Genomic DNA, 24255 nt, shown 5'->3' on the forward strand with positions numbered 1-24255 from the left:
ATGAAGGAAATCATTCAACAGCTTGAAGCAAAGCGCGAACTCGCTAGATTGGGTGGCGGGCAGAAACGTATTGCCGCTCAGCACTCAAAAGGGAAGCTCACTGCTCGTGAGCGAATTGAGCTTCTATTAGATGCCGGGACCTTCGAAGAGTGGGATATGTTTGTCGAGCATCGTTGCTATGACTTCGGCATGGCCGATCAAACCGTTCCGGGTGATGGTGTTGTTACCGGCTATGGAATGATTAATGGTCGCCTAGTGTTTGTGTTTTCTCAAGACTTTACCGTGCTGGGCGGATCTCTTTCTGAGGCACACGCAGAGAAAATTTGCAAAATCATGGATCAAGCGCTCAAGGTAGGCGCTCCGGTTATTGGCTTGAACGACTCTGGTGGCGCTCGTATTCAGGAGGGTGTCGCATCCTTGGGTGGCTATGCTGAAATCTTCCAGCGTAACGTGACTGCTTCAGGTGTGATCCCTCAGATCTCCCTCATCATGGGTCCATCTGCTGGTGGAGCTGTATATTCCCCAGCTTTGACCGATTTCATCTTCATGGTGAAAGACAGCTCTTACATGTTTGTAACTGGTCCAGAGGTTGTCAAGACGGTGACCCATGAGGACGTGACAGCCGAAGAGCTGGGAGGCGCAGTTACCCATTCCACCGTTTCTGGGGTTTGTGATTTGGCATTTGATAATGATGTCGATGCCATCATGATGTTGCGTCGTTTCTTCAATTACCTGCCGCTATCCAATCGAGAGAAGCCTCCCATGATTAATGGGGCGATGAGGACTGAAGAGCCTGATTTCTCATTAGATACTTTGGTTCCAAGCAATCCAAATCAGCCCTATGACATGAAGGAATTGATTCAGAAGATTGTTGATGATGGCGAATTCTTTGAGTTGCAGCCAGACTATGCCAAAAACATCTTGATTGGCTTTGCGCGCATGGAAGGGCGCTCAATTGGTATCGTCGCCAATCAGCCTTTAGTTTTAGCTGGTTGTTTAGATATCAAAGCCTCAATTAAGGCTGCACGATTTGTTCGTTTCTGTGATGCCTTCAATATACCCGTGGTAACGCTAGTCGATGTTCCTGGATTTATGCCTGGAACGGCGCAGGAATATGGCGGCATCATTAAACATGGTGCCAAGTTACTGTATGCATATGCTGACTGCACCGTACCTAAGGTTACTTTGATTACACGTAAGGCTTACGGTGGTGCCTATGATGTGATGGCCTCTAAGCACTTGCGTGGTGATGTCAACTTCGCATGGCCTTCAGCAGAGATCGCGGTCATGGGCCCTAAAGGTGCAGTTGAAATTATTTTCCGTGAAGAGAAATCCGATCCTGAAAAAATTGCTGCTCGTGAAGCAGAATACAAGGCAAAGTTTGCAAATCCATTTGTCGCGGGACGCCGAGGGTATATCGATGATGTCATTCTGCCTCATGAAACCCGCAAGCGGATTTCACGCTCTTTAGCAATGCTCAAAGATAAAGAGCTGACTAATCCCGCGCGTAAACACGGCAATATTCCTCTTTAAGGCGCCGACACATCATGACTACGAAAATGTTTAAGAAAATTTTGATTGCAAATCGCGGCGAGATCGCTTGCCGTGTAATGAAGACTGCTAAGAAGATGGGTATCAAGACGGTTGCCGTCTACTCTGAGGCAGATAAGGAAGCGCGTCACGTACAAATGGCTGACGAGGCTGTCTGTATTGGACCGGCACCTTCTCGTGAGTCTTATCTGGTGATGGATCGCATTATTCAAGCATGCAAAGATACTGGCGCTCAAGCAGTTCATCCAGGATATGGCTTCCTCTCTGAAAACGAGCAATTCGCTCGTCGATGCGAAGAAGAGGGTATTGTTTTTATTGGCCCTAAATATCAATCTATTGCAGCGATGGGGGATAAGATTGCCTCTAAGAAGTTAGCGCTAGAGGCTAAGGTAAATACTATTCCAGGCTTCAATGAAGCGATTGAGAAGCCAGAGGATGCTGTCAAGATCGCGCAAGGAATCGGCTATCCAGTCATGATCAAAGCTTCTGCTGGTGGCGGCGGCAAGGGTCTGCGCGTTGCTTTTAATGACAAGGAAGCGTTTGAAGGTTTCACAGCCTGCCGTACCGAGGCTCTTAATAGCTTTGGTGACGACCGTGTCTTTATTGAAAAATTTGTCGAAGGCCCACGCCATATTGAAATTCAGGTCTTGGGGGACTCACATGGCAATGTCGTCTATCTAGGCGAACGTGATTGTTCTATTCAACGTCGCCATCAAAAAGTTATTGAAGAGGCGCCATCACCTTTTATTGATCCTGCCACTCGAAAGGCAATGGGTGAACAAGCGGTTGCATTGGCTAAGGCAGTGAACTATCAATCGGCCGGCACTGTTGAATTTGTTGTCGGTAAAGATAAGTCTTTCTATTTCTTGGAAATGAATACCCGACTCCAAGTGGAGCACCCCGTAACAGAGGGAATCACTGGCTTAGACCTCGTTGAGCAAATGATACGTGTTGCAGCTGGCGAGAAGTTGGCATTTAAGCAAGAAGATATCAAGCTTAATGGCTGGTCTATGGAGTGCCGAATTAATGCCGATGATCCGTTCCGCAATTTCCTCCCATCGACTGGACGTCTAGTTAAATACCGCCCACCAGCTGCGGTAGATGGCGTACGCGTGGATACAGGCGTGTATGAAGGTGGTGAGATTCCAATGTATTACGACTCAATGATTGCCAAACTCATTGTTCATGGCAAAGATCGTGCTGAGGCAATTGAAAAGATGCGTGCCGCTCTAAATGATTTCGTGATTCGCGGCATTCACTCAAATATTCCATTTCAGGCTGCCTTATTGCAGCATCCAAGATTCGTGTCTGGGGACTTTACAACCGGGTTTATTGCAGAGGAGTATCCAGAAGGATTTAAAAAAGACTCTGTTCAACCTTCAGATCCCAAACGCCTAGCGGCCTTGGCTGCATTTATGCGCTATCGTTATCTTGAGCACATCAAAATGATTGATGGTCAGCTAGCTGGCCATGAGATGACTATTGCAAAGAAATTTGTTGTAGTTACTGGTGCACGAGTGGGTTCGAGTGATGGCGCTCAAGAAGTTCCGATTCGGGTTGAACTTAAAGATGGTGTCTATTCCGTCTTCATCGATGAGCATGATGGCATAACTCGTTATGACATCGTGAGCAATTGGCGTCCTGGCCAAATCTGTTTGCATGCAACCATTAATGGAAGCAACAAGATCACTGCTCAAGTTGAACGCAAGGGTGTTAAGTACGTTTTGGTGTTAGATGGTGCGCATTACGAATGCATGGTTCTAAGCCCGTTGGGTGCAGAGTTGCAGCGCCGTATGTTAGTCAAGGTTCCCCCCGATACATCCAAGTTGGTTATGTCGCCAATGCCTGGTTTACTGACTAATATTTCCGTTAAGGTTGGCGACTCTGTTACCGCCGGTCAAAAATTAGCCGCGATCGAAGCCATGAAAATGGAGAATACTTTGGTTGCTGCGCAAGATGGTGTTGTTGCCCAGATTTGCGCCAATGTGGGTGAAAGTTTAGCCGTTGACCAGTTGATTATTCGCTTTGAATAGGGTGCATTATGACTAAGCCATTTAAAATTTTGGGTATTCAGCAAGTTGCTATCGGTGGAGAAAATAAAGATCGCCTACGCAAGCTTTGGGTGGATTTACTCGGCTTTGAGTACAAGAGCACTTTTGTCTCTGAACGTGAGAATGTCGATGAAGATATTTGCGCAATCGGAGAAGGGGTTCATGAAATTGAAGTTGATCTGATGCAGCCTTTGGATATTGACAAAAAGCCAGCTGTCCACCAAACACCCTTGAACCATATTGGTTTATGGGTTGATGATCTACCTAAAGCAGTCGAGTGGTTGTCTGCACAGGGTTTGCGTTTTGCACCAGGCGGTATTCGTAATGGGGCTGGTGGACACGACATCACTTTTGTTCACCCAAAAGGAAATGAGGAGTTTCCGCTCTGCGGTGAGGGCGTTCTCATTGAGTTGGTTCAAGCACCGCCAGATATCATTAAGGCTTTGAGTTGATAAATTATTAAGAGGGCCTAGATTGACCAATCTACTAGCCATCGATACCTCCTCCGCGTGGTGTTCGGTGGCTTTATCGTTAAATAATGCCGAGCCATTGCTGCGTCACCAAAAGGTATCTGCTGGTGCTAGTCAGCTGATCCTGCCTTGGGTTGATGAGTTACTTACAGAGGGTGGCATCCAACTTCGCGAGCTTGATGGCATTGCTATTGGCGTAGGTCCCGGTGCTTTTACTGGTGTGCGACTAGGCGTGGCGGTTGTTCAGGGCTTGGCAACAGCCGTAGGACTTCCTGTGGTGCCTGTCGCAAGTCTTGATGCTATTGCTGCAGAGCTTGTACTATCTCCGTCATTCATCGAATCTCAAGCCCAAAGTTTTGTCGTGGCAATAGATGCTCGGATGAATGAGGTGTATTGGGCTCGTTATCAAGTGATGCCTCATCAGATCCCGCAAAGACTGGGTGAGATTATTTTGAGTTCTCCAGATCAGGTTCAACTGATGGAAGCGCAGTATGTCGCTGGTAGCGCTATAAATGAGTTTGGTAAGCGCTTATTCGCTTCCACTCCAAGTCCTCTGCCGACGTCCTGTCAGGATGCTGATATTCACATTACTGCGCTTGGTGTCTTAGCGTGCGGACGAGCCCTTTGGTCGAAAGGTTTAAGGTCGGATATCCATACTTTAGAGCCACTGTATATTCGCAATAAGGTGGCTTTTACGCATGCAGAACGAAAACAGCAAAATGTCTGATTCCTCAGAATTAATGCATTCCTATGCAGAAGGTGTGTCTGAACTTTCTTTTTTGCCTATGACGAATGCTGACCTTGACGCTGTTTTAGCGATTGAAAATCTTTCCCATATTCATCCATGGACGCACGGCAATTTTGCAGATTCGATTGCCGCCGGTCATTGGGCGTATTGTGTGAGACCCCAAGTTGATGAGCCTATTGCAGGCAGCTATCTTGATCCCCAGATACTTTGGGCCTATTGCGTTTTATTCCCAGCAGTGGATGAGTTACATCTTTTAAATATTACGGTTTCACCTAAATTACGAAGATTGGGAATTGGTGCGAAGATCATGCAGGCGATTGAAGGTGTAGCTACCCAACAGAAAATTCCCCGCATTCTTCTAGAGGTGAGGCCGAGTAACACTAGCGCTTTAAAGCTATACGAGAATTTAGGATACGAACAAATCGGTCTTCGTAAACAATACTATCCACAAAATCCAAATACTGGAAATAGAGAGGATGCTCTTGTCATGGCCAAATCGATTAAGCTAGCATCATGAATACACATTCCTCGTTCCTCAAAGAGATGGGCATTACTGAGTGGACCTCACGCGATGCGTCACCTGTCGACCAAAAGGTGGGCGGCATTTCCACTCAAGTTAGTCAAGTAGATCCAGTTGCCCCCTCTAGTCAGGCACTCCAAGAGAGGGCTTCCATGGGTCTCTGGTGGTTCTTTGGTGCAAAGCCTCAAGGCGATGCTGAGATATTTTTTAATAACGTGATCCGTGTGTTGGGCCTAACTCCGCAAGAGTGGACCTGGAAACATCCCGCTGAATCTATTAACCCAGAGGAACTACCTCAAGATGGAACGCCAATTGTGGCATTGGCATTTGGTGGTGCGGCTGCCCAAAAGCTATCTAATGAACGAGATGGATTGGCGCAGCTGAGAGAAACTGTTTTGGCTATTGATGCTGATGGAGTTGAAGAAGTTCCCTTGATTGCCACATTTGAACTAAATCATCTCGTCAGTAGATCAGTAGATAAGGGCTTGTTTTGGCAAGACTTGCTTCTCGCTAAATCGGTCATGCAAAATATTTAGTAGTTCAGCATAAGCGCGCTGATGCCTTAATGCTTATGCTCACCGATGAGGTGCATGGAATCATATTCCGCTTGATTGGCTGCGTGTCTTTTGATTACGAGCCACATGATAAAACTGACGGCAACTCCAAAGCCAATAATGACGTACTGAATTGGCACATCTAGCCAAATTAATCCAGAATAGATCATCAGCATCATCAGTACCGAGATATTTTCATTGAAGTTTTGAACTGCGATTGAATGTCCAGCAGACATCAATACATGGCCGCGATGCTGCAGCAGAGCATTCATTGGAACTACAAAATAACCCGCCAGCCAACCTACCAATATCAACAATAAATAAGCAGGCAGAAGATTGAGTGATAACTCAAGATTGCCAATACTTAGCAATGTTGTATTGGGGAGCATATCGGAGTTGTAAATGGCCATGACACAAACTACGAGACCCATGGCAATACCGTAGGGGAGGACATTTAAAGAATTACGAAGAGGAACGCGCCAAGCAGCCCAGACAGCGCCGCCAGCAACCCCAAAAGCGGAGATTGCTTGAAGAATGGCGCCTTGGGACAGATTCATGTGCAAAGCAACTTGCGCCCACTTGATAACGATAAATTGCAGCGTGGCTCCAGCACCCCAAAAAAGCGTAGTCACTGCGAGGGAAATCTGACCAAGCCTATCATTCCATAATGTTTTGAAGCAACCTGCAAAGTCCTTCACCAGCTCAATAGGGTTAGTTTTCTGTGAGACATAGCGCGCCCCTGTATCAGGAATGCGTAAATTAATCAGTGCCGCTAGAACATAAATGAACATGATGATCATGATGGCTGATTCAGCAGCGGTATCAATACCAGTTTCTAGTGCAGGCATATCCCAGGCTAGGAGGCTCTGAGAGACGGTCTTGCTGATCAGAACTCCCCCCAATACGGTCCCCAAGATGATCGACCCTACAGTTAAACCCTCAATCCACCCATTAGCAGCTACTAGTTTTTCTGGAGGGAGAAGTTCGGTAAGGATGCCATATTTCGCCGGGGAGTAAGCAGCCGCGCCAAGGCCAACGATGGCATAAGCTAGGAGTGGGTGACTACCAAATAACATCACAACGCAGCCAACAAATTTGATAGTGTTGGTGATAAACATGACGTTACCCTTGGGCCGGGAGTCTGCAAAGGCTCCCACAAAGGCTGCTAGCAATACGTAAGAGAGAACGAAGAATAATTTGAGTAAAGGAGTCATCCAGGCCGGAGCGTTGAGCTGGACCAAGAGGGCGATTGCTGCGATCAGCAATGCGTTATCAGCAAGCGACGAAAAAAATTGCGCCGCCATAATGATGTAAAAACTACGGTTCATTCGTACAATCTATTCATTAATACAATTAAAACATGAAAGGAGGGGTGGATATGGGCTCATCAGCTAATCGCTTGATTAATAGACCAATTTTGGCATCCGTTCATACCGAGGCCTTCCGACATAATTTAAACAGAATTCGGGAGTTGGCGCCTGAATCGAAGATTTGGTCGGTTGTGAAGGCAAAAGCCTATGGTCACACCCTTGAGGCGGCCTTTAAGGGGCTTGAATCGACCGATGGTTTTGCCTTGCTTGATATCGCGGACGCTCAATGGTTAAGGGATCATGGATGGGCTGGCCGTATTCTGTTGTTAGAGGGCCTTTTTCACCCTGATGAGCTGGAAACAGCAGTGAAATTGAATTGTGACCTGGTTGTTCATAGCGAAAAACAAGTGGAATGGCTTCAGTCCCATCAAAACTATCCAGGTCATCCGCTCAATATTTTCTTGAAATTAAATTCTGGCATGAATCGACTTGGCTTTAGGCCCGAGCAATATCGTGAAGCCTTTCATCGCCTGCATGCTGCCAGATACCATATGCATCACATGACGCATTTTGCGAACGCGGATCAAGTTGATCGATTGCCGACTGTTGGGGAACAATTTGAATGCTTTGAGAAGGCAATTGATGGTCTTCAAGCCCCAACATCTTTAGCGAATTCCGCGGCGATTTTATGGCATCGCAATATGTTGGGTGACTGGGTTCGCCCGGGAATCATGCTCTATGGTGTTTCTCCTACAGGCAGCTTTGCCGATATCGTTCGCTCGGACTTGCAGGCAGTAATGGAGCTGAGAAGTGAGATTATTGATATTCAGCACCTCAAGAAGGGTGAACATGTGGGCTATGGCGGTCGCTATGAAGCGCCTGAGGATATGCGCATCGGCGTTATTGCCTGTGGATATGCCGATGGCTACCCACGTCACGCAAAGGATGGTACCCCGGTTTGGGTTGCTAGTGCAGGCCCTGATGGGGATGATGTGATTTGCCCGATTGTTGGTCAGGTTTCCATGGATATGCTGACGATTGATTTAAGGGGGGCTCCCAATGCCAACATTGGAAGCTTAGTGGAGCTTTGGGGTGGCGAGGTTCCTGTGGATGATGTTGCGCAAATGAGTGGCACCATTGGCTATGAGCTCATCTGCGCTCTAGCTCCAAGAGTTCCGGTGGTGATCAAGTAAATCACCGAGAGCAAGAACTCTTATTTATTCCAGATTTGCCACCAGCGACGTTCTTTTTGCACACGCTGGCCAGTAATCATCATCTGGCTATCAGGAAAATTGAGTTTGAAGACTCGTGCGGCATCATTACTGAGGTCTGTCATGCCCAACTTTTCATAGGACTTCACAAGAAGGTATAGGGCTTCTTCAACGGCTGGTGCGCGATCGTAATCACGTATCACGAGCTGAGCACGATTCGCTGATGCGAGGTATGCACCGCGTTGATAGTAAAAGCGCGCAACAATCACATCTGCTTCCGCGAGGGAGTTGACGATATAGCGCATACGGTCTAAAGCATCTGGGGCATATTTGCTATCAGGGAAACGCTCAACAACTACTTTAAAAGATTCAAATGCTTCCTTGGCTGCTTTGGGGTCTCGCTCGCTAAGATCTTGCCCGGTAAATTTACCCAGCCAACCGAGGTCATCATTAAAGCTAATAAGACCTTTGAGGTAGTAGGCGTAATCCAAGTTAGGACTACCTTGGTGCAGTTTAATAAAGCGATCAATTGCAACCAAGGCTTGAGCTTGCTCCTGCGCCTTCCAATAACAATAAGCCGCATTGATCTGAGCTTGCTGCGAATAAGGGCCAAATGGGAAGCGGGCTTCTAATTTCTCGAAATATTTTCCGCATTTTGCAAAATCAGCATCATTTAACTTTTCATTGGCCTCCGAATACAGCTTGGTTTCTGACCAAATATCAGTATCGTCTTTTTGGCCATCGCTACCAGCGCAACCGCTTAATGCCATACAAACCACACCCAGGCTCAGCAGGAGGGATGAAAGAGATTTCTTGGAAGATGACCCAAGAATGGCAGCAAGCCTTAAACTGGCGTCTGAAATAACGTCCGACATAACTAAAAGGCTCTTTAAGCGTGGCATTGCCGCATACTCCCGATTCGAATCCCATTGATTATATCGATGAAGAGGATTTTATTGCCCTAGAAATACCAGAGAATGTATCTGGAGAGCGTTTGGATAAGTATTTAGGCGGCGCTTTGCCGGATTATTCCCGTAATCGCCTTAAGGCCTGGGTTGAAGCTGGGGCCGTTACGGTTGATGGCAAGGTCACCAAAGCGCGTCATTTGTTGCGGGGTGGGGAGAGCATCAAGGTTTTTCCTCAAGAAATGCCTGAACAGTTTGCATTTGCCCCTGAAAATATTCCACTCGATGTGGTTTATGAAGACGACACTCTTATTGTGATTAATAAGCCCGCTGGACTTGTGGTTCATCCTGCCGCCGGAAATTGGACTGGCACCTTATTAAACGGGCTTTTATTTCACTATCCAGAGCTCAAGCACCTTCCTAGGGCAGGCATTGTGCATCGCTTGGATAAGGACACCTCTGGATTGATGGTGGTGGCTCGAACTGATCTTGCCCAGACATCACTTGTGAGGCAATTACAAGAGCGCACGGTAGGGCGTCGCTACCTCGCATGGGTTTGGGGCGAGGCCCCATCTCAAGGAAAAGTTCTCGCTACCGTCGGGCGGGATCAACGCGATCGACTGAAGATGGCGGCGGGGAGCCCACAAGGCAAGCCTGCGGCAACACTATTTCGGAGATTGGCTAAGGGTGAGTTTATGGGTGCCCCATTAGCTCTACTGGAGTGTCGACTGGAAACGGGCCGAACCCATCAAATCCGAGTGCACCTGGAATCTCTCGGATTTCCGTTACTAGGCGATCCCGTTTATCGCAAGCGCACCCCTGGTGCCGCCAAATGCCTGCCTTTTGAGCGCCAGGCTTTGCATGCTTACGCTTTGAGTTTGCAGCATCCCAGTACATCAACTGTGTTGACATGGTTTCGCTTACCACCGCAAGATCTACATGATCTTTTGCCTCTCATTGCCATGAGTGAAGATGATCTTCCAAAAGAGTCGACACTCCTTGCATCTCTCCAAAATGATCAACACCAGTAACTTTCACGTGCCCGATTGGGCTAAACCAAGCTCGGTTAAAGCTCTCGTGACAACCCGATCTGGAGGGGTCAGCCTTCCGCCTTACGATCAACTCAATCTCGGGCTTAACTCTGGCGATAACCTAGATACCGTGATGAAGAATCGTCAGATTGTGCGTCAATCACTTCCTGGTGAGCCCGTCTGGTTAAAGCAAGTGCATGGAATTTCTGTGAGCACACCAACAACGAGATTGGTAAATCAAGCTGGCCCAAATGAAGCCGATGCTTCCGTTACCAACCGGGTAAATGAAGTTCTCGCTATATTGACTGCGGACTGTATGCCGATCCTGTTTGCAAGTGACCATGGTGATGTCATTGGTGCTGCGCATGCAGGTTGGCGCGGTTTAAGTCAAGGCGTTTTAGAGCGCACCATTGATGCTATGTGCTTACTTAGGCCGGGGCTAGAACCTAGTGCTATCTCCGCATGGATGGGGCCAGCTATTGGACCTAACGCCTTTGAAGTTGGTGAAGACGTATACGAGGCCTTTTCTGATCACGACTCATCTCGCAAACCTTCAGCCTTTACACCTATTTCTGGAAAGGCTGGCAAGTATTTCGCCAATCTTTATATTTTGGCCGAACAGAGAATGAGGGCTACCGGTCTTAGCAAGATTCAGGGCGGCGGTTTTTGTACCTATCAAGATAATGTCAATTTTTATTCCTATCGACGCGATGGCATAACTGGACGCTTTGCATCATTAATTTGGATTTCACCCGTACGTTGAGATTGGGGTTATCACTAGATTCGCCCTTGGGCTAGGGTTAGTGCGTATAACCCTTCTGGCTATATAGAAGGAGAATGATCTCAATAACTTTAAGAGATTACTATGTTTGCAGGCATGAATACTGGTGTTGCGCCTTCCTTGGCGCCACAACATATGGCGTTAATTCCGCCAGAGCGTTTAGCAGAAATTCAAAAGGAATACTTCACTGAATTGGCACATCTTGCGACCAATCCAGATTCAATTGAACTGAAGGATCGTCGCTTCTCTGGCAAGGCTTGGCACTCTTCTTGGAGCAAGATGATTGCTGCAACTTATTTGCTGAACTCCAAACACCTACACGCACTTGCAAAAGCAGTAGAGGCTGACGAAAAAACCAAGGTCAAAATTCTGTTCACGACAGAACAAATGATTGATGCATTATCTCCATCGAATTTCATCGCAACCAATCCTGAAGTTCTAGAAAATATTATCAGTACGCAAGGCCAGTCGATTCAAAATGGCATCGTGAATCTGTTGGGCGATCTGAAAAAAGGCAAGGTTTCGCAAACGGATGAGAGTGCATTTGAAGTCGGTAAAAATATTGCCACTACAGAAGGCAAAGTTGTTTTCCGCAATCATCTTTTTGAATTAATTCAGTACACACCATTAACAGATACTGTTTTCGAGCGCCCTTATTTAATGGTGCCCCCTTGTATTAATAAATACTATATTTTGGATTTGCAACCTGATAATTCGGTTGTACGTTATATGGTTGAACAAGGCCACACTGTATTTTTGGTTTCTTGGAAAAATCCTGATGCATCAATGTCTAAGGTTACTTGGGATGATTATGTTGGCGATGGCGTCATTAAAGCCATTGAAGTCACAAGAGACATCGGTGGTACCGACCAAATTAATGCGCTGGGTTTTTGTGTTGGCGGTACCCTGACATCGACTGCGATAGCAGTGCTGGCGGCACGCAAAAAGGATTACATCGCCAGCTTGACCCTATTCACGACACTATTAGACTTCAGTGACACTGGAATACTAGACGTCTTCATTGATGAGAACATGGTGAAGTTACGTGAATCCACCATCGGAGGCGAGGGCGGTCACTACGGCATGATGTCAGGCCTAGAGCTTGGCAATACCTTTTCCTTCTTAAGGCCAAATGATCTCGTTTGGAACTACGTTGTTGAAAATTATCTCAAAGGAAATTCACCGCCTCCATTTGATTTGCTCTACTGGAATGGTGACTCTACCAATCTACCGGGACCCATGTACTGCTGGTACTTGCGCCATACCTATTTGCAAAATGAATTAATCAAGCCAGGCAAGCTTACCGTCTGCGGTGAAAAAGTGGATTTGGGCAAGATAACCGTGCCTGCTTATATCTATGCATCGCATGATGATCACATCGTTCCATGGAAGTCGGCCTATGAATCCACGCATATCCTCAAGGGTAAGAATCGTTTTGTACTTGGCGCCTCCGGACACATTGCCGGAGTGATTAACCCTCCGGCAAAAAACAAGCGTCATTATTTTGAAAACAATCAATTGGCAAAGACTGCTGATGAGTGGTTTGCTGGCGCCAAGGACATCAAGGGAAGTTGGTGGCCAAATTATGCGCAATGGTTGGAGCAGTTTGGCGGCAAGAAAATTAAAGCCAGTAAGACATTTGGTAATACACGATACAAATCATTAGAAGCTGCGCCTGGTAAGTACGTGAAAGAAAAAATAACAGCAGCTAATTCATAATATTTTTACAAGGGGAATCACATGTCTCAAAAGATTGCATATGTAACTGGTGGTATGGGTGGAATTGGTACCGCTATTTGTCAGCGCCTTGCAAAGGATGGTTTTAAGGTTATCGCTGGTTGTGGCCCAAATTCACCACGTAAAGACCGTTGGTTGGGTGAGCAAAAAGCATTGGGTTATGACTTTATAGCTTCAGAAGGAAACGTTTCTGACTGGGATAGCACTGTTGCCGCCTTTGACAAGGTGAAGGCTGAAGTCGGTCGCGTCGACGTTCTTGTAAATAATGCAGGTATCACGCGTGACAGCGTATTCCGTAAGATGACGCCTGATGCTTGGAAGGCCGTAATCGATACCAATCTCAATTCTTTATTTAACGTCACTAAGCAAGTGGTTGATGGCATGGCGGATAACAATTGGGGTCGCATTATCAATATCTCCTCTGTTAATGGCCAAAAAGGACAATTCGGGCAGTCAAACTATTCGACCGCAAAAGCAGGTCTTCATGGCTTTACGATGGCTTTGTCACAAGAATTAGCCTCCAAAGGAGTTACCGTCAATACCGTATCTCCCGGCTACATTGGGACCGATATGGTCAAGGCCATTCGCGAGGATGTGCTTGAGAAAATTGTTTCGGGTATTCCGGTCAAGCGTTTAGGCACTCCTGAAGAGATTGCTTCAATCTGTTGTTGGATTGCTTCAGATGATGGTGGGTATGCAACTGGTGCCGACTTTTCACTCAACGGCGGCCTGCATACGGGTTAAAAGCCCCAAAATAGCTGTTTTAGTACTGCATACGTCGGCATATTTACCTTTAGATCAAACTAGGGATAAACTATGCCGATGTTGCATTGCGGTATTAAGAATTAGGAAAATATTATGGCTACACGTTCTAAGAAGGCTGGCGAAGCTCGCCTCATTAAAAAATATCCGAATCGTCGTTTGTACGACACTCAGACTAGTACTTATGTCACGCTCTCCGATATTAAAAATTTGGTGATGTCCGGGGATGCTTTCAGTGTAGTTGATGCAAAGACTGACGATGATCTAACGCGCAATATTTTGTTGCAAATTATTTTGGAGGAAGAGGCGGGTGGTGCGCCAGTTTTCTCCACTCAAATGCTTTCTCAGATCATTCGTTTCTACGGCAATTCCATGCAAGGCCTCATGGGTAGTTATCTCGAAAAGACCATGCAATCTTTTGTAGACATTCACAATAAGTTAGGCGATCAAACACAAGGTCTCGGCGCTGGAAGCACTCCCGAGGCTTGGGCAAAAATGCTTAATCTCCAAAATCCCATGATGCAAGGCTTGATGGGTAATTACATGGAACAAAGTAAAGATTTGTTTTTAAAAATGCAAGAGCAAATGCAAAACTCGCCAACAATCTTTAGCGGATTTCCATTTACACCGCAACCAACTAAAACAGAAAAAGAATAGTTGTGGCGGGTAAAGTTGGTTTTGTTTCCTTGGGCTGCCCCAAGGCATTAGTAGATTCCGAGTTGATTCTTACCCAGTTAAGTGCCGAAGGTTACGAGACTGCTAAGGATTACTCTGGCGCTGATTTAGTGGTGGTCAATACCTGTGGCTTTATTGATTCTGCCGTGGAGGAAAGTCTTGCCGCCATTGGCGAAGCACTTTCTGAAAACGGCAAAGTTATTGTTACTGGTTGCCTGGGTGCACGCAAGAATGCGGACGGCTCTGATTTAATTCAAAGTATTCATCCTAAGGTGCTTGCTGTTACCGGACCCCATGCGACTGATGAGGTAATGCAGGCTATTCATTTGCATCTACCTAAGCCGCATGATCCATTCACTGATTTATTGCCACCGATTGGTGTCAAACTCACTCCAAAACATTACGCCTATCTTAAGATTTCCGAAGGATGCAATCACCGCTGTACCTTTTGTATTATTCCTAGCTTGCGCGGTGATTTGGTTTCGCGTCCTATTGGCGAGGTTTTGCTAGAAGCTAAAAAATTATTCGAGTCAGGCGTTAAGGAGTTGCTAGTTGTATCTCAGGACACCAGCGCTTACGGCGTAGATATTCAATATCGCACTGGTTTTTGGGGTGGCAAACCGGTGAAGACGCGCATGTTTGATTTGGTGAATGCCCTCAATCAGATCGCCCGCGAACATCAAGCATGGGTAAGATTGCATTATGTTTATCCCTATCCTCATGTAGATGATATTTTGCCTTTAATGGCGGAATTTTCCGAGCATGGTTTTGGTGTGTTGCCTTACCTTGATATTCCCCTGCAGCATGCTCACCCAGATGTGCTCAAGCGTATGAAGCGTCCAGCGAGCGGTGAAAAAAATATCGAGCGGATTGCTGCCTGGAGAGCCGCTTGCCCTGACTTAGTCATTCGCAGCACTTTTATTGCTGGCTTTCCTGGAGAGACTGAGGAAGAGTTTCAATATCTTTTGGATTTCTTGGATGAGGCTCAGATTGACCGCGCAGGTTGCTTTGCGTACTCCCCCGTGGATGGAGCAACTGCAAACGCATTAGACAACCCGGTGCCTGACCCCATTAGAGAAGAGCGTCGCGCTCGCTTTATGGCCAAGGCTGAGGCTATCTCTACAAACCGACTTGCTAAAAAAATAGGCAAACGCATTCAGGTCATTATCGATCGAGTGGATGAATCTGGTGGAATTGGCCGAACAACTGGGGATGCCCCTGAAATTGATGGTTTGGTCAGGGTTTTACCTCCCAGTAAGCCGTCAAAACGCTATCGCGCTGGAGAAATCATCAAAGCAACGGTGATTAGCTCCCAAGGGCATGACCTAATAGCCGAAACTTGACTATTAGAATAAAAATAGTATCTGGGCCCGATGTTAGGGTCGTTAATTTGCCTAATTAGGCGCAGCTAAGGGGATTGATATGGGTCGTGACGTCGTCGTATTAAGTGCTGTACGTTCTGCAATTGGTGCCTTCAATGGATCACTGAGTAGCTTTGAGCCTTCTGAGCTCGGCGGTATTGTGATGAAGGAGGCCGTTGCCCGCTCTGGAGTAGATCCTGCGTTAATTAATTATGTGACCGTAGGCAATACTATTCCTACGGACAGTCGCTATGCCTATGTCGCTCGCGTTGCCTCCATCCAGGCCGGTCTACCAATGGAATCTGTGGCGATGGCATTGAATCGTTTATGTAGCTCTGGCTTGCAAGCGATTGTGACAACAGCCCAAGCCATCATGCTGGGTGACTGTGATTACGGTATTGGTGGTGGCGTAGAAGTAATGTCTCGCGGGATGTATGGCTCACCAGCAATGCGCAGTGGCGCTCGTATGGGTGACACTAAGATGCTCGACTTGATGGTGGCCGTTTTAACTGATCCATTTGGCGTAGGTCATATGGGTGTTACCGCCGAAAACTTGGTGGAAAAATGGAAGCTCACACGCGAAGAGCAAGATGCACTCGCAGTGGAATCTCATCGTCGTGCAGCTAATGCCATTAAAGAGGGCCGCTTTAAATCGCAGATTGTTCCAATCACCATCAAAACTCGTAAGGGTGATGTCGTATTTGATACTGACGAGCATTGCAAGCCTGATACCACCATGGAGACTCTGGCGAAGATGAAGGCCGTCTTTAAGAAAGAGGGCGGTAGTGTGACCGCTGGAAATGCTTCAGGCATTAACGATGGCGCTGCGTTCTTCGTCTTAGCTGATGCTGAAACAGCCAAGAAGGCTGGTCAGAAACCAATCGCACGTTTGGTGTCATATGCTATTGCCGGTGTACCCAATCACATCATGGGCGAAGGTCCAATTCCGGCGACGAAGATTGCTCTTGAGCGCGCCGGCTTGAAGTTGGATCAGATCGACGTCATCGAATCTAATGAGGCTTTTGCTGCTCAGGCACTAGCTGTTACTAAAGGCCTTGGTTTGGATCCAGCAAAGACCAATGTGAACGGCGGTGCGATTGCATTAGGCCACCCAATTGGTTGCTCTGGTGCTGCAATTGCTACTAAGGCGATTCATGAATTGCATCGCGTTCAAGGCAGGTATGCCTTAGTAACTATGTGTATTGGTGGCGGTCAAGGTATTGCAACGATTTTCGAGCGCCTGTAAGTTAAATAGTAATCGCTTCAGATTTACTGCTATTCGCTAATTAAGCGATGAGTAGTAGAGCAGCATCCAAGCCGACTCGGTCAAAAGCCGCGTCGGCTTTTTCTTTCACAATTGGTTTTGCGCGGTATGCAATGCTGATGCCAGAGCCATGCATCATTGGTAAATCGTTCGAGCCATCCCCCATGGTGATGGCATGATTTTTATGGCAACTCATTAGAGAGCAGGCTTGATCAAGATAAGCGGCTTTAGCAGCACCATCGACAATATCTCCAATCACTTTGCCGGTGAGTTTGCCATCAATGATTTCTAAAGTATTAGCTTGAGTTTGCTTGAAACCCAATTCCTTCTTTAGTTTTTCGGTAAAGAATGTGAATCCACCAGAAACTAGCAGCGTATAAAGACCTAAATGATTTGCACCTGATAGCAATTCTGAGGCACCGGGATTAGGGCGAAGTCGCTCCCGATATACCGACTCCAAAACATCGGCATGAACACCCTCTAACAATGCAACACGTCTACGCAAACTCTCTTTAAAGTCTTTGATTTCACCGCGCATCGTAGCCTCAGTTATTTCAGAGACTGCAGTTTTTTTACCTGTGAAGTCGGCAATTTCATCTATACATTCAATATTGATGAGGGTTGAATCCATATCCATTGCCAATACCTTGACTTGATCAGGTTTAAAGCCTGCGGAAAGGAATGCTAAATCAACATTGTGAGCGGCAGCAATATCTCGCATTGCAATACGCGCTTCAGGCGTTAAGGATTTATTACTAGACCAGCGGGACGAGAAGTAAGTTATTTTTTGTTCATTATGTTTGATGCCATGAATCTCGATGCCTAGGACTTTGGCATGAGCGTTCAGTGCATCGTTTAGTGCCGCAGGGATGGGCTCATCAGAAAGTGCGACCAAAGTAAGGTGATTGGACATGACGGATATGTATTTTAGTTAACTTGGGCGCTAGTTAGCATAGCGGATTCATTCAGGCTGCGGAGTATTTTGCGAATGTGGTCTAGACGTTGCTCTAGTTTCTCAAAATCCTTTTCTCTTTGGGGGAGAACTTTTAACTTATCCTGCCCGTTAAGTTGAATGAACTTTGATGACTGAATGAGTTGAATAATTTTCATTGGATCAATCGGCGGATTGGGAATGAACTGGATCTGAATAGATACCGGTGTGGCATCAATCTTCTTGATTCCGAAACCAGCCATCTCCAGGCGCAGGCGATGGGTTTCATAGAAAGACTTTGCTTGATCTGGCAAGTCGCCAAAACGATCCACTAATTCTTCGCGCAATCCCATGAGTTCAGAAAAATCGCTTGTCCCCGCAAAGCGTTTATAGAGCGAGAGGCGTTCATGGACATCCGGGCAATAATCATTTGGCAATAGTGCGGGAACACCCAGATTAACATCGGTAGTCGCTTGGAGTGGCGCCAAGAGATCAGGCTCCTTACCACTGCGCAATGATTTGACGGCACGGTTTAGCATCTCAGTGTAAAGCTGAAAACCAATCTCATGGATTTCTCCAGATTGTTTATCGCCCAATACTTCGCCAGCACCACGAATCTCTAGATCATGCATAGCCAAATAGAATCCAGAGCCTAGCTCCTCCATCGCCTGGATCGCATTCAATCTTAATTGTGCCTGTTTACTCAAAGCTTCTGGGTCGGGTACAAGGAGGTAGGCATAGGCTTGATGGTGAGAGCGACCTACACGACCACGTAATTGATGTAATTGCGCTAGTCCAAATTTATCTGCTCGATGCATGATGATGGTATTTGCGGTAGGGACGTCAATACCAGTTTCAATAATGGTGGTACACAAAAGGATATTGGTGCGCTGAGTCACAAATTCACGCATGACCGACTCGAGTTCGCGTTCATGCATTTGTCCATGGGCAACGCTGATACGAGCCTCGGGTATGAGCTCCTGCAAAGCATGCTTACGATTCTGAATCGTTTCCACCTCGTTATGCAGGAAATAAACTTGGCCACCACGTTTAATTTCACGCAATACTGCCTCACGTATAACCCCATCACCTTCACGACGAACAAATGTTTTGATGGCTAAGCGTTTTTGCGGAGCCGTGGCAATAATTGAAAACTCTCTGAGACCTTCCATCGCCATCCCTAGAGTTCTTGGAATAGGGGTTGCAGTTAGCGTCAATATATCGACCTCAGCACGCAAAGCTTTTAATGCGTCTTTCTGTCTCACACCAAAGCGATGCTCCTCATCAACAATGACAAGACCTAGATTGGCAAATTGAGTTTCTTTTGAGAGAAGTTTATGAGTGCCAATAATAATGTCTGCTTCGCCTTTCGCAATAGCATCTAATGCGGCGTTAATTTCTTTGGTAGTTTTAAATCGCGAGAGTTCTACGATGCGAACCGGCCAATCTGCGAAACGGTCTTTCCAGGTGGCTACATGTTGCTCGGCCAGTAGTGTAGTTGGCGCAAGAATCGCCACTTGCTTTCCACCCATGACGGCGACAAAGCTAGCGCGCAAAGCAACCTCAGTTTTACCGAAACCCACATCACCACAAATCAGACGATCCATCGGAGTGCCACTAGTCATATCGCCAATGACTGCTGCAATGGCATTAGCTTGATCAGGCGTCTCTTCAAATCCAAAGCTCTCAGCAAACGCAGCATAGTCGTGAGCAGAATATTCGAATGCATGACCTTTGCGAACTGCTCTGGCGGCATAAAGACCCAGTAACTCTGCTGCTGTATCACGAATCTGCTGAGCTGCTTTCCGTTTGGCCTTATCCCACTGACCTGAACCGAGCTGATGTAATGGTGCAGAGTCAGGATCTGATCCAGCGTAGCGGGTAACCATTTGTAATTGTTGAACAGGCACATAGAGCGTTGCCTCATTGGCATAAACCAAGTGCAAGAACTCCTCAAAAATGGGTTCTTCCTTAGGAGGCGCTAAATTGAGCAATACCAAGCCTTGATAGCGACCGATACCATGATCCGAATGCACCACAGGATCACCTATCTTGAGCTCAGACAGATCCTTAAACAGCATGTCGGGATCGGCACTCTCGCTATCTTTCCCTTTGCGTCTTTGGCGCGCGGTATTGGTAAATAATTCCGCCTCAGTTACTACGATGAGATTTTCTGCGGGCCAAGTAAAGCCATTAAACAAGGGGGCGGTGACTAATCCAAAAAGAGATTCGCTTTTAATAAAGTCCGCAACACTATCAAAGCCCTCAGGTTTAAGTTGATATAGCGGTCGACCGTGATGCCCAGCGACCCCATTGCTTTCTTCAAATAATTGACGAATTGATTCTTTACGACCTGCGGTGTCGCAGCAAATGAGAATGCGTACTTTTTCCTGCGATACGAGTGAGCGTAGTCGGTTGATGGGGTCTGCATCGCGACGATGGACTGAGAGATCGGGGACAGCTAAAAATTGCGGGGTTTCTTTGGATTCTTTTTCTAGTGCTAGGCGCGCATTAGGTTTGATGGCCGTGAAGAATTGATCTACATCTAAAAATAAAGCGCCTGGTGGAAGTATGGGGCGATCAAGGTCATGCTTTAAGAATTCGTATCTCGAGATCGTGTCCTTCCAAAACCCTTTAATGGAATCTTCAAGATTCCCGGAAGTAACAATCCACACCGGATCGCCTGAGCGAGGAAAGTAATCGAAAACGCTTGAGGTCTCTTCAAAGAACAAGGTGAGATAAGATTCGATACCTGCACTAGGTATACCAAGGTTCGCATCTTTATAGATCGAACATCGCGTGGGATCACCCTCGAAAACTTCACGCCAGCGGCCTCTAAAAGCCGTTCGAGAAGCATCATCAAAAGGAAACTCATGACCCGGTAAAAGGCGAACCTCTTTTACTGGGTATAAGCTTCGCTGAGTGTCGGGGTCAAATGCACGAATCTGCTCAATCTCATCGCCAAATAAATCGAGGCGATATGGCAGGCTCGAACCCATGGGAAACAAATCAATCAATCCACCACGAATACTGTATTCACCAGGGCGCATTACAGCGCTTACTGGGTCATACCCAGCTTGTTGTAATTGCAGTTTTAGTGCTGCTTCATTGAGGCTGTCACCCTGTCTGAAGAAAAAGGTATGACCGGATAGAAAATTCGGTGGGCCAAGCCGCTGCAGGGCGGTGGTTACCGGAACTAAAACAATGTCACAGCTACCGTTTAATAGTTCATATAAGGTTGCTAAACGCTCAGAGACTAAATCTTGATGTGGAGAAAAGTGGTCATACGGCAGAATTTCCCAATCCGGAAGTAAGCGAACTTTGAGTTGCGGACCAAAAGCTGGGATTTCGTCCAAGAGACGCTGAGCCTCTTGGGCTTGAGCGCAAAACACCACCATGACAGAGAATTCAGACCGATGGTGAAGGGCCGATTGGGCGATTAGGGCGGCATCAGAGGAGCCAACCAGGCCCGAAAAGGTAAAGCGCTGCCCAGCCCGCGGTGCAGGTATGGGGGGTGCTTGTTTTAATGCATCAGACATCTTTTGTCATTATAGAATCAGGTATGCACGCTAGAACTCAAACCTTGCCCCAATGCCATGCCTTGCTTCCCACGGCCGGGACAGGCTCTCGCTTGGGTGGGCAGCTACCAAAGCAATTTCAGGAACTTGCCGGTAAGCCAATGTTGGCTTATGCATTGAACGCATTTATCAATACACCAACCATTACCTCTATTTGGGTGGGCGTTAGCCCCAGTTTTATCGATAACCCCGTTTTGGGAAATCTCACGAGTGATATTAAGCCCGTTCACTTTTTAGGTAGCGGCGGCCCCACAAGGCAAGAAACAGTTCGCAATACCTTGGCGGCAATGCTGAAGTCCGGTATTCCGGAGACTGATTGGGTCCTGGTTCATGATGCAGCTCGACCTGGAATCACGCCAGAATTGATCCAAAAGCTCATTAAAGTTGTCAGCGAGTCAGGTGAGGGCGGTCTGTTGGCTATGCCATTAGCGGATACGCTGAAGATGGCCGATGCAAATTCCGCTATTGCAGGTAATCCGAATAGGGTGCACAAGACAATCCCCCGTGATCACCTTTGGCAAGCACAAACACCCCAGATGTTTGGCCTTAAACGCCTGCATGATGCGATTGAAGAAGGTATTCGTCTGGAGGCCGATATTACAGATGAGGCCAGCGCTATGGAGTTAGCTGGTTTAAGCCCGTTATTAATTGAAGGTGCAACTTGCAACTTCAAAGTCACCCATCCTGCGGATTGGGAGTTGATGCAATTCATTCTCCGGTCACGAGGACAATAAAGAACTAGGCCATGACACAACATTCCATCCACATTCCACAATTTAGAATCGGCCAAGGATATGACGTCCACGCCTTGGTAGCCGATCGAAAGTTGATATTAGGCGGGGTACATGTACCAAACGACAAGGGGTTATTGGGTCACTCTGACGCGGATGTCCTGTTGCATGCATTGACTGACGCATTGCTGGGTGCTGCTGGCCTGAATGACATTGGGCAGCTATTTCCAGATACCGACCCCCAATTTAAGGATATGGATAGTCGAATTTTGCTCAGAGCTGCCTTGCAAAAGATTCAGGCGGCAGGATTTCAAGTGGGTAATGTGGATGCGACGATTATTTGTCAAAAGCCCAAATTAGCGACTTTTCTGCCCGAGATGGTACGCAATATTGCTGCAGATCTGGCGGTAACCCCAAGCCACGTAAACCTCAAGGCAAAAACTAATGAATCTTTAGGCCATTTAGGGCGGGGTGAAGGTATCGCCGTCCATGCCGTTGCTTTGCTGTACAAGGCTTAAAAGATCCGCCAAAACCACTAAGCATTGTAGAATTACGGACTTTAGAGTGAAGTCTAGCTCGGTAGCGTTTGCGGAATTCGCGCGAGGATGGCGAAATTGGTAGACGCACCAGGTTTAGGTCCTGACGCCAGAAATGGTGTGGGGGTTCGAGTCCCCCTCCTCGCACCACAAGATTGCTACTTGGCTTGGGCTTCACATATTCTGATTTTCAATTAAGAGACGAGAATGGCTGCGCAGATAGAAAATTTAGGTCAGTTAGACCGCAAAGTGACTTTAGAGTTCGCTCGTGCCGATTTGGCAAAGGCAAGAGAAGCCCAATTAGCAAAATTGGGTAAGTCCATGAAAGCTCCAGGCTTCCGTCCAGGCAAAGTTCCAAAGGCCATGGTTGAGAAACAGTATGGCATGCAAGTTGATTTCGAGCTGCAATTCGATAAAGCTTCAGAGCTATTTTTCGAATTGGCTAAAAAAGAAAATATCCTTTTGGCTGGTCAGCCACGTTTGGACCCCAAGAGCGAATTAGATGCTGAAAAAATTGTATTTGATGCTTTCTTTGAGGTGTTACCAGAAGTAAAAATTGGTGACTTCAGTAAAGCAGAGGTAACTAAGTACACCACTGAAATCTCAGATGCAGAAATAGACCGCGCCTTAGATGTTTTGCGTAAACAGCAAGTTCATTACCATCCTCGTGGTGAAGCTGGCCCTCATGGTGACGGTGGCGCGTATACAGCTGCCCAAGCTGGCGATCAAGTTGTCATCGACTTCGTAGGCAAGATTGACGGCGTTGAATTCGCCGGTGGCAAGGCTGAGAATTTCGAATATGTTCTTGGCGAAGGTCGCATGCTTCCAGAGTTTGAAGCCGCCACATTAGGACTCAAAGCTGGTGAAAGCAAAACCTTCCCACTGAGCTTCCCGGCTGACTACCATGGTAAAGATGTCGCTGGTAAAACTGCCGAATTCACGATTACCGTGAAGGCTGTCAATTGGGCGCACCTTCCTGCAGTTGACGATGCATTTGCATTGTCCTTAGGCGTTACTGAGGGTGGCGTTGCGAAGATGCGCGAAGAAGTCAAAGAAAATCTTGAACGTGAAACAAAACGTCGCATTACCTCCTTGCTAAAAGGTGAGGTGATGGATAAGCTCAACAGTCTATGTGAACTTGATGCACCAAAGTCTTTAGTTGCCCAAGAGCAAGAGCGTTTAGTGCAATCAGCTCGCCAAGATCTGATGCAACGTGGCGTTCCTAATGCTAAAGATGCGCCTATTCCAGCGGAAATTTTTGCTGAACAGGCAATCAAACGTGTTCGCCTTGGTTTAATTTTGAGCGACCTGGTAAAGCAGCAAAATTTAGCAGCTACCGCCGATCAAATTAAGGCTGAGATCGATGAGCAAGCCGCTACTTACGAAGATCCAAAAGAAGTGGTTCGTTGGTTCTATAGCAACCCAAGCCGCCTCAAGGATATTGAGAACTTGGTCCTTGAAGATAATGTCATTAAATACTTCACTTCGCAGGCAAAGGTGATTGATAAGGCCGTTACCTTTGAAGAACTCAGTAAATTAAACTAAGAT

21 protein-coding genes and 1 tRNA gene are annotated in these 24255 nt (G+C 46.8%); 18 read left to right on the forward strand and 4 right to left on the reverse strand.

The genetic code is table 11. The annotated features are described in order from the left end of the window. Genes AOB49_RS05115 through AOB49_RS05140 form a run of 6 tightly spaced genes read left to right on the forward strand, consistent with a single transcriptional unit; the run spans position 1 to position 5876 of the window. Entirely contained in the window at positions 1–1533 is a 1533-nt protein-coding gene (locus AOB49_RS05115; RefSeq protein ID WP_062309325.1) for an acyl-CoA carboxylase subunit beta, read from the forward strand. 26 nt (positions 1534–1559) lie between these two features. Continuing rightward, positions 1560–3584: an acetyl-CoA carboxylase biotin carboxylase subunit gene (accC, locus tag AOB49_RS05120; RefSeq protein ID WP_172793407.1), complete on the forward strand. Its 2025-nt coding sequence runs from the start codon at positions 1560–1562 to the stop codon at positions 3582–3584. 8 nt (positions 3585–3592) lie between these two features. Next, positions 3593–4054, forward strand: coding sequence for a VOC family protein (locus tag AOB49_RS05125; protein ID WP_062308689.1), 462 nt, complete (start codon positions 3593–3595; stop codon positions 4052–4054). 22 nt (positions 4055–4076) lie between these two features. Next, a complete protein-coding gene (gene tsaB, locus AOB49_RS05130) occupies positions 4077–4799 on the forward strand; it encodes a tRNA (adenosine(37)-N6)-threonylcarbamoyltransferase complex dimerization subunit type 1 TsaB (protein ID WP_062308691.1) in 723 nt (240 codons plus the stop codon). Continuing rightward, on the forward strand, positions 4792–5337 hold the full coding sequence (gene rimI, locus AOB49_RS05135; protein WP_245640618.1) for a ribosomal protein S18-alanine N-acetyltransferase: 546 nt from the start codon (positions 4792–4794) through the stop codon (positions 5335–5337). The genes tsaB and rimI overlap by 8 nt, the downstream gene beginning before the upstream one ends. After that, positions 5334–5876, forward strand: coding sequence for a uracil-DNA glycosylase family protein (locus tag AOB49_RS05140; protein WP_062308692.1), 543 nt, complete (start codon positions 5334–5336; stop codon positions 5874–5876). The genes rimI and AOB49_RS05140 overlap by 4 nt, the downstream gene beginning before the upstream one ends. A gap of 26 nt (positions 5877–5902) precedes the next feature. Here AOB49_RS05140 and lplT read toward each other — a convergent pair whose 3' ends face one another. After that, positions 5903–7222 (reverse strand): lysophospholipid transporter LplT, encoded by a 1320-nt coding sequence (gene lplT / locus AOB49_RS05145; RefSeq protein ID WP_062308694.1) that lies wholly within the window; start codon positions 7220–7222, stop codon positions 5903–5905. Positions 7223–7272: 50 nt separating this feature from the next. On the opposite strand from lplT, the gene alr reads away from it, so the two are divergent. Beyond that, complete coding sequence (alr, locus tag AOB49_RS05150; RefSeq protein ID WP_407070229.1) at positions 7273–8397, forward strand: alanine racemase; 1125 nt, start codon at positions 7273–7275, stop codon at positions 8395–8397. Between the two features lie 20 nt (positions 8398–8417). Here the strand turns inward: alr and AOB49_RS05155 are convergent, their stop codons facing one another. Continuing rightward, entirely contained in the window at positions 8418–9290 is an 873-nt protein-coding gene (locus AOB49_RS05155) for an outer membrane protein assembly factor BamD (protein WP_062309331.1), read from the reverse strand. A gap of 20 nt (positions 9291–9310) precedes the next feature. Here AOB49_RS05155 and AOB49_RS05160 point away from each other — a divergent pair, with 20 nt between their 5' ends. From AOB49_RS05160 to AOB49_RS05190, 7 genes are all read left to right on the forward strand, one after another. Further along, the gene (locus AOB49_RS05160) at positions 9311–10351 is read left to right on the forward strand and encodes an RluA family pseudouridine synthase (RefSeq protein WP_082784065.1); all 1041 of its coding nucleotides are present in this window, start codon (positions 9311–9313) and stop codon (positions 10349–10351) included. A gap of 46 nt (positions 10352–10397) precedes the next feature. After that, positions 10398–11114 carry a peptidoglycan editing factor PgeF gene (gene pgeF / locus AOB49_RS05165; RefSeq protein WP_245640619.1) on the forward strand — a complete coding sequence of 239 codons (717 nt, stop codon included), beginning with the start codon at positions 10398–10400 and terminating at the stop codon, positions 11112–11114. A gap of 102 nt (positions 11115–11216) precedes the next feature. After that, positions 11217–12851: a class I poly(R)-hydroxyalkanoic acid synthase gene (gene phaC, locus AOB49_RS05170; protein ID WP_062308698.1), complete on the forward strand. Its 1635-nt coding sequence runs from the start codon at positions 11217–11219 to the stop codon at positions 12849–12851. Between the two features lie 21 nt (positions 12852–12872). Continuing rightward, the gene (locus tag AOB49_RS05175; protein WP_062308700.1) at positions 12873–13613 is read left to right on the forward strand and encodes a 3-ketoacyl-ACP reductase; all 741 of its coding nucleotides are present in this window, start codon (positions 12873–12875) and stop codon (positions 13611–13613) included. A 114-nt stretch (positions 13614–13727) separates the two neighbouring features. After that, positions 13728–14288, forward strand: coding sequence for a polyhydroxyalkanoate synthesis repressor PhaR (gene phaR, locus AOB49_RS05180; protein WP_062308702.1), 561 nt, complete (start codon positions 13728–13730; stop codon positions 14286–14288). A gap of 2 nt (positions 14289–14290) precedes the next feature. Then, positions 14291–15649: a 30S ribosomal protein S12 methylthiotransferase RimO gene (gene rimO / locus AOB49_RS05185; protein WP_062308704.1), complete on the forward strand. Its 1359-nt coding sequence runs from the start codon at positions 14291–14293 to the stop codon at positions 15647–15649. A 79-nt stretch (positions 15650–15728) separates the two neighbouring features. Further along, positions 15729–16913, forward strand: coding sequence for an acetyl-CoA C-acyltransferase family protein (locus AOB49_RS05190; protein WP_062308706.1), 1185 nt, complete (start codon positions 15729–15731; stop codon positions 16911–16913). A 40-nt stretch (positions 16914–16953) separates the two neighbouring features. On the opposite strand, the gene serB is transcribed toward AOB49_RS05190, so the two are convergent. Together serB and mfd are read right to left on the reverse strand one after the other, a co-directional pair. Then, positions 16954–17844: a phosphoserine phosphatase SerB gene (serB, locus tag AOB49_RS05195; RefSeq protein ID WP_062308707.1), complete on the reverse strand. Its 891-nt coding sequence runs from the start codon at positions 17842–17844 to the stop codon at positions 16954–16956. A 14-nt stretch (positions 17845–17858) separates the two neighbouring features. Beyond that, the gene (gene mfd / locus AOB49_RS05200) at positions 17859–21401 is read right to left on the reverse strand and encodes a transcription-repair coupling factor (RefSeq protein WP_062308709.1); all 3543 of its coding nucleotides are present in this window, start codon (positions 21399–21401) and stop codon (positions 17859–17861) included. Positions 21402–21424: 23 nt separating this feature from the next. On the opposite strand from mfd, the gene ispD reads away from it, so the two are divergent. The 4 genes from ispD to tig all read left to right on the forward strand — a co-directional run bounded on the left by ispD (position 21425) and on the right by tig (position 24252). Continuing rightward, positions 21425–22174 (forward strand): 2-C-methyl-D-erythritol 4-phosphate cytidylyltransferase, encoded by a 750-nt coding sequence (gene ispD / locus AOB49_RS05205; RefSeq protein ID WP_062309335.1) that lies wholly within the window; start codon positions 21425–21427, stop codon positions 22172–22174. Positions 22175–22185: 11 nt separating this feature from the next. After that, a complete protein-coding gene (ispF, locus tag AOB49_RS05210) occupies positions 22186–22689 on the forward strand; it encodes a 2-C-methyl-D-erythritol 2,4-cyclodiphosphate synthase (RefSeq protein ID WP_062308710.1) in 504 nt (167 codons plus the stop codon). Between the two features lie 81 nt (positions 22690–22770). Further along, a tRNA-Leu gene (locus AOB49_RS05215) sits at positions 22771–22857 on the forward strand. Between the two features lie 57 nt (positions 22858–22914). Next, on the forward strand, positions 22915–24252 hold the full coding sequence (gene tig / locus AOB49_RS05220; RefSeq protein WP_062308712.1) for a trigger factor: 1338 nt from the start codon (positions 22915–22917) through the stop codon (positions 24250–24252). The last annotated feature ends 3 nt before the right edge of the window (positions 24253–24255 follow it).

Origin of the sequence: Polynucleobacter sinensis (assembly GCF_001595985.1) — a bacterium.
GTDB lineage: Bacteria > Pseudomonadota > Gammaproteobacteria > Burkholderiales > Burkholderiaceae > Polynucleobacter > Polynucleobacter sinensis.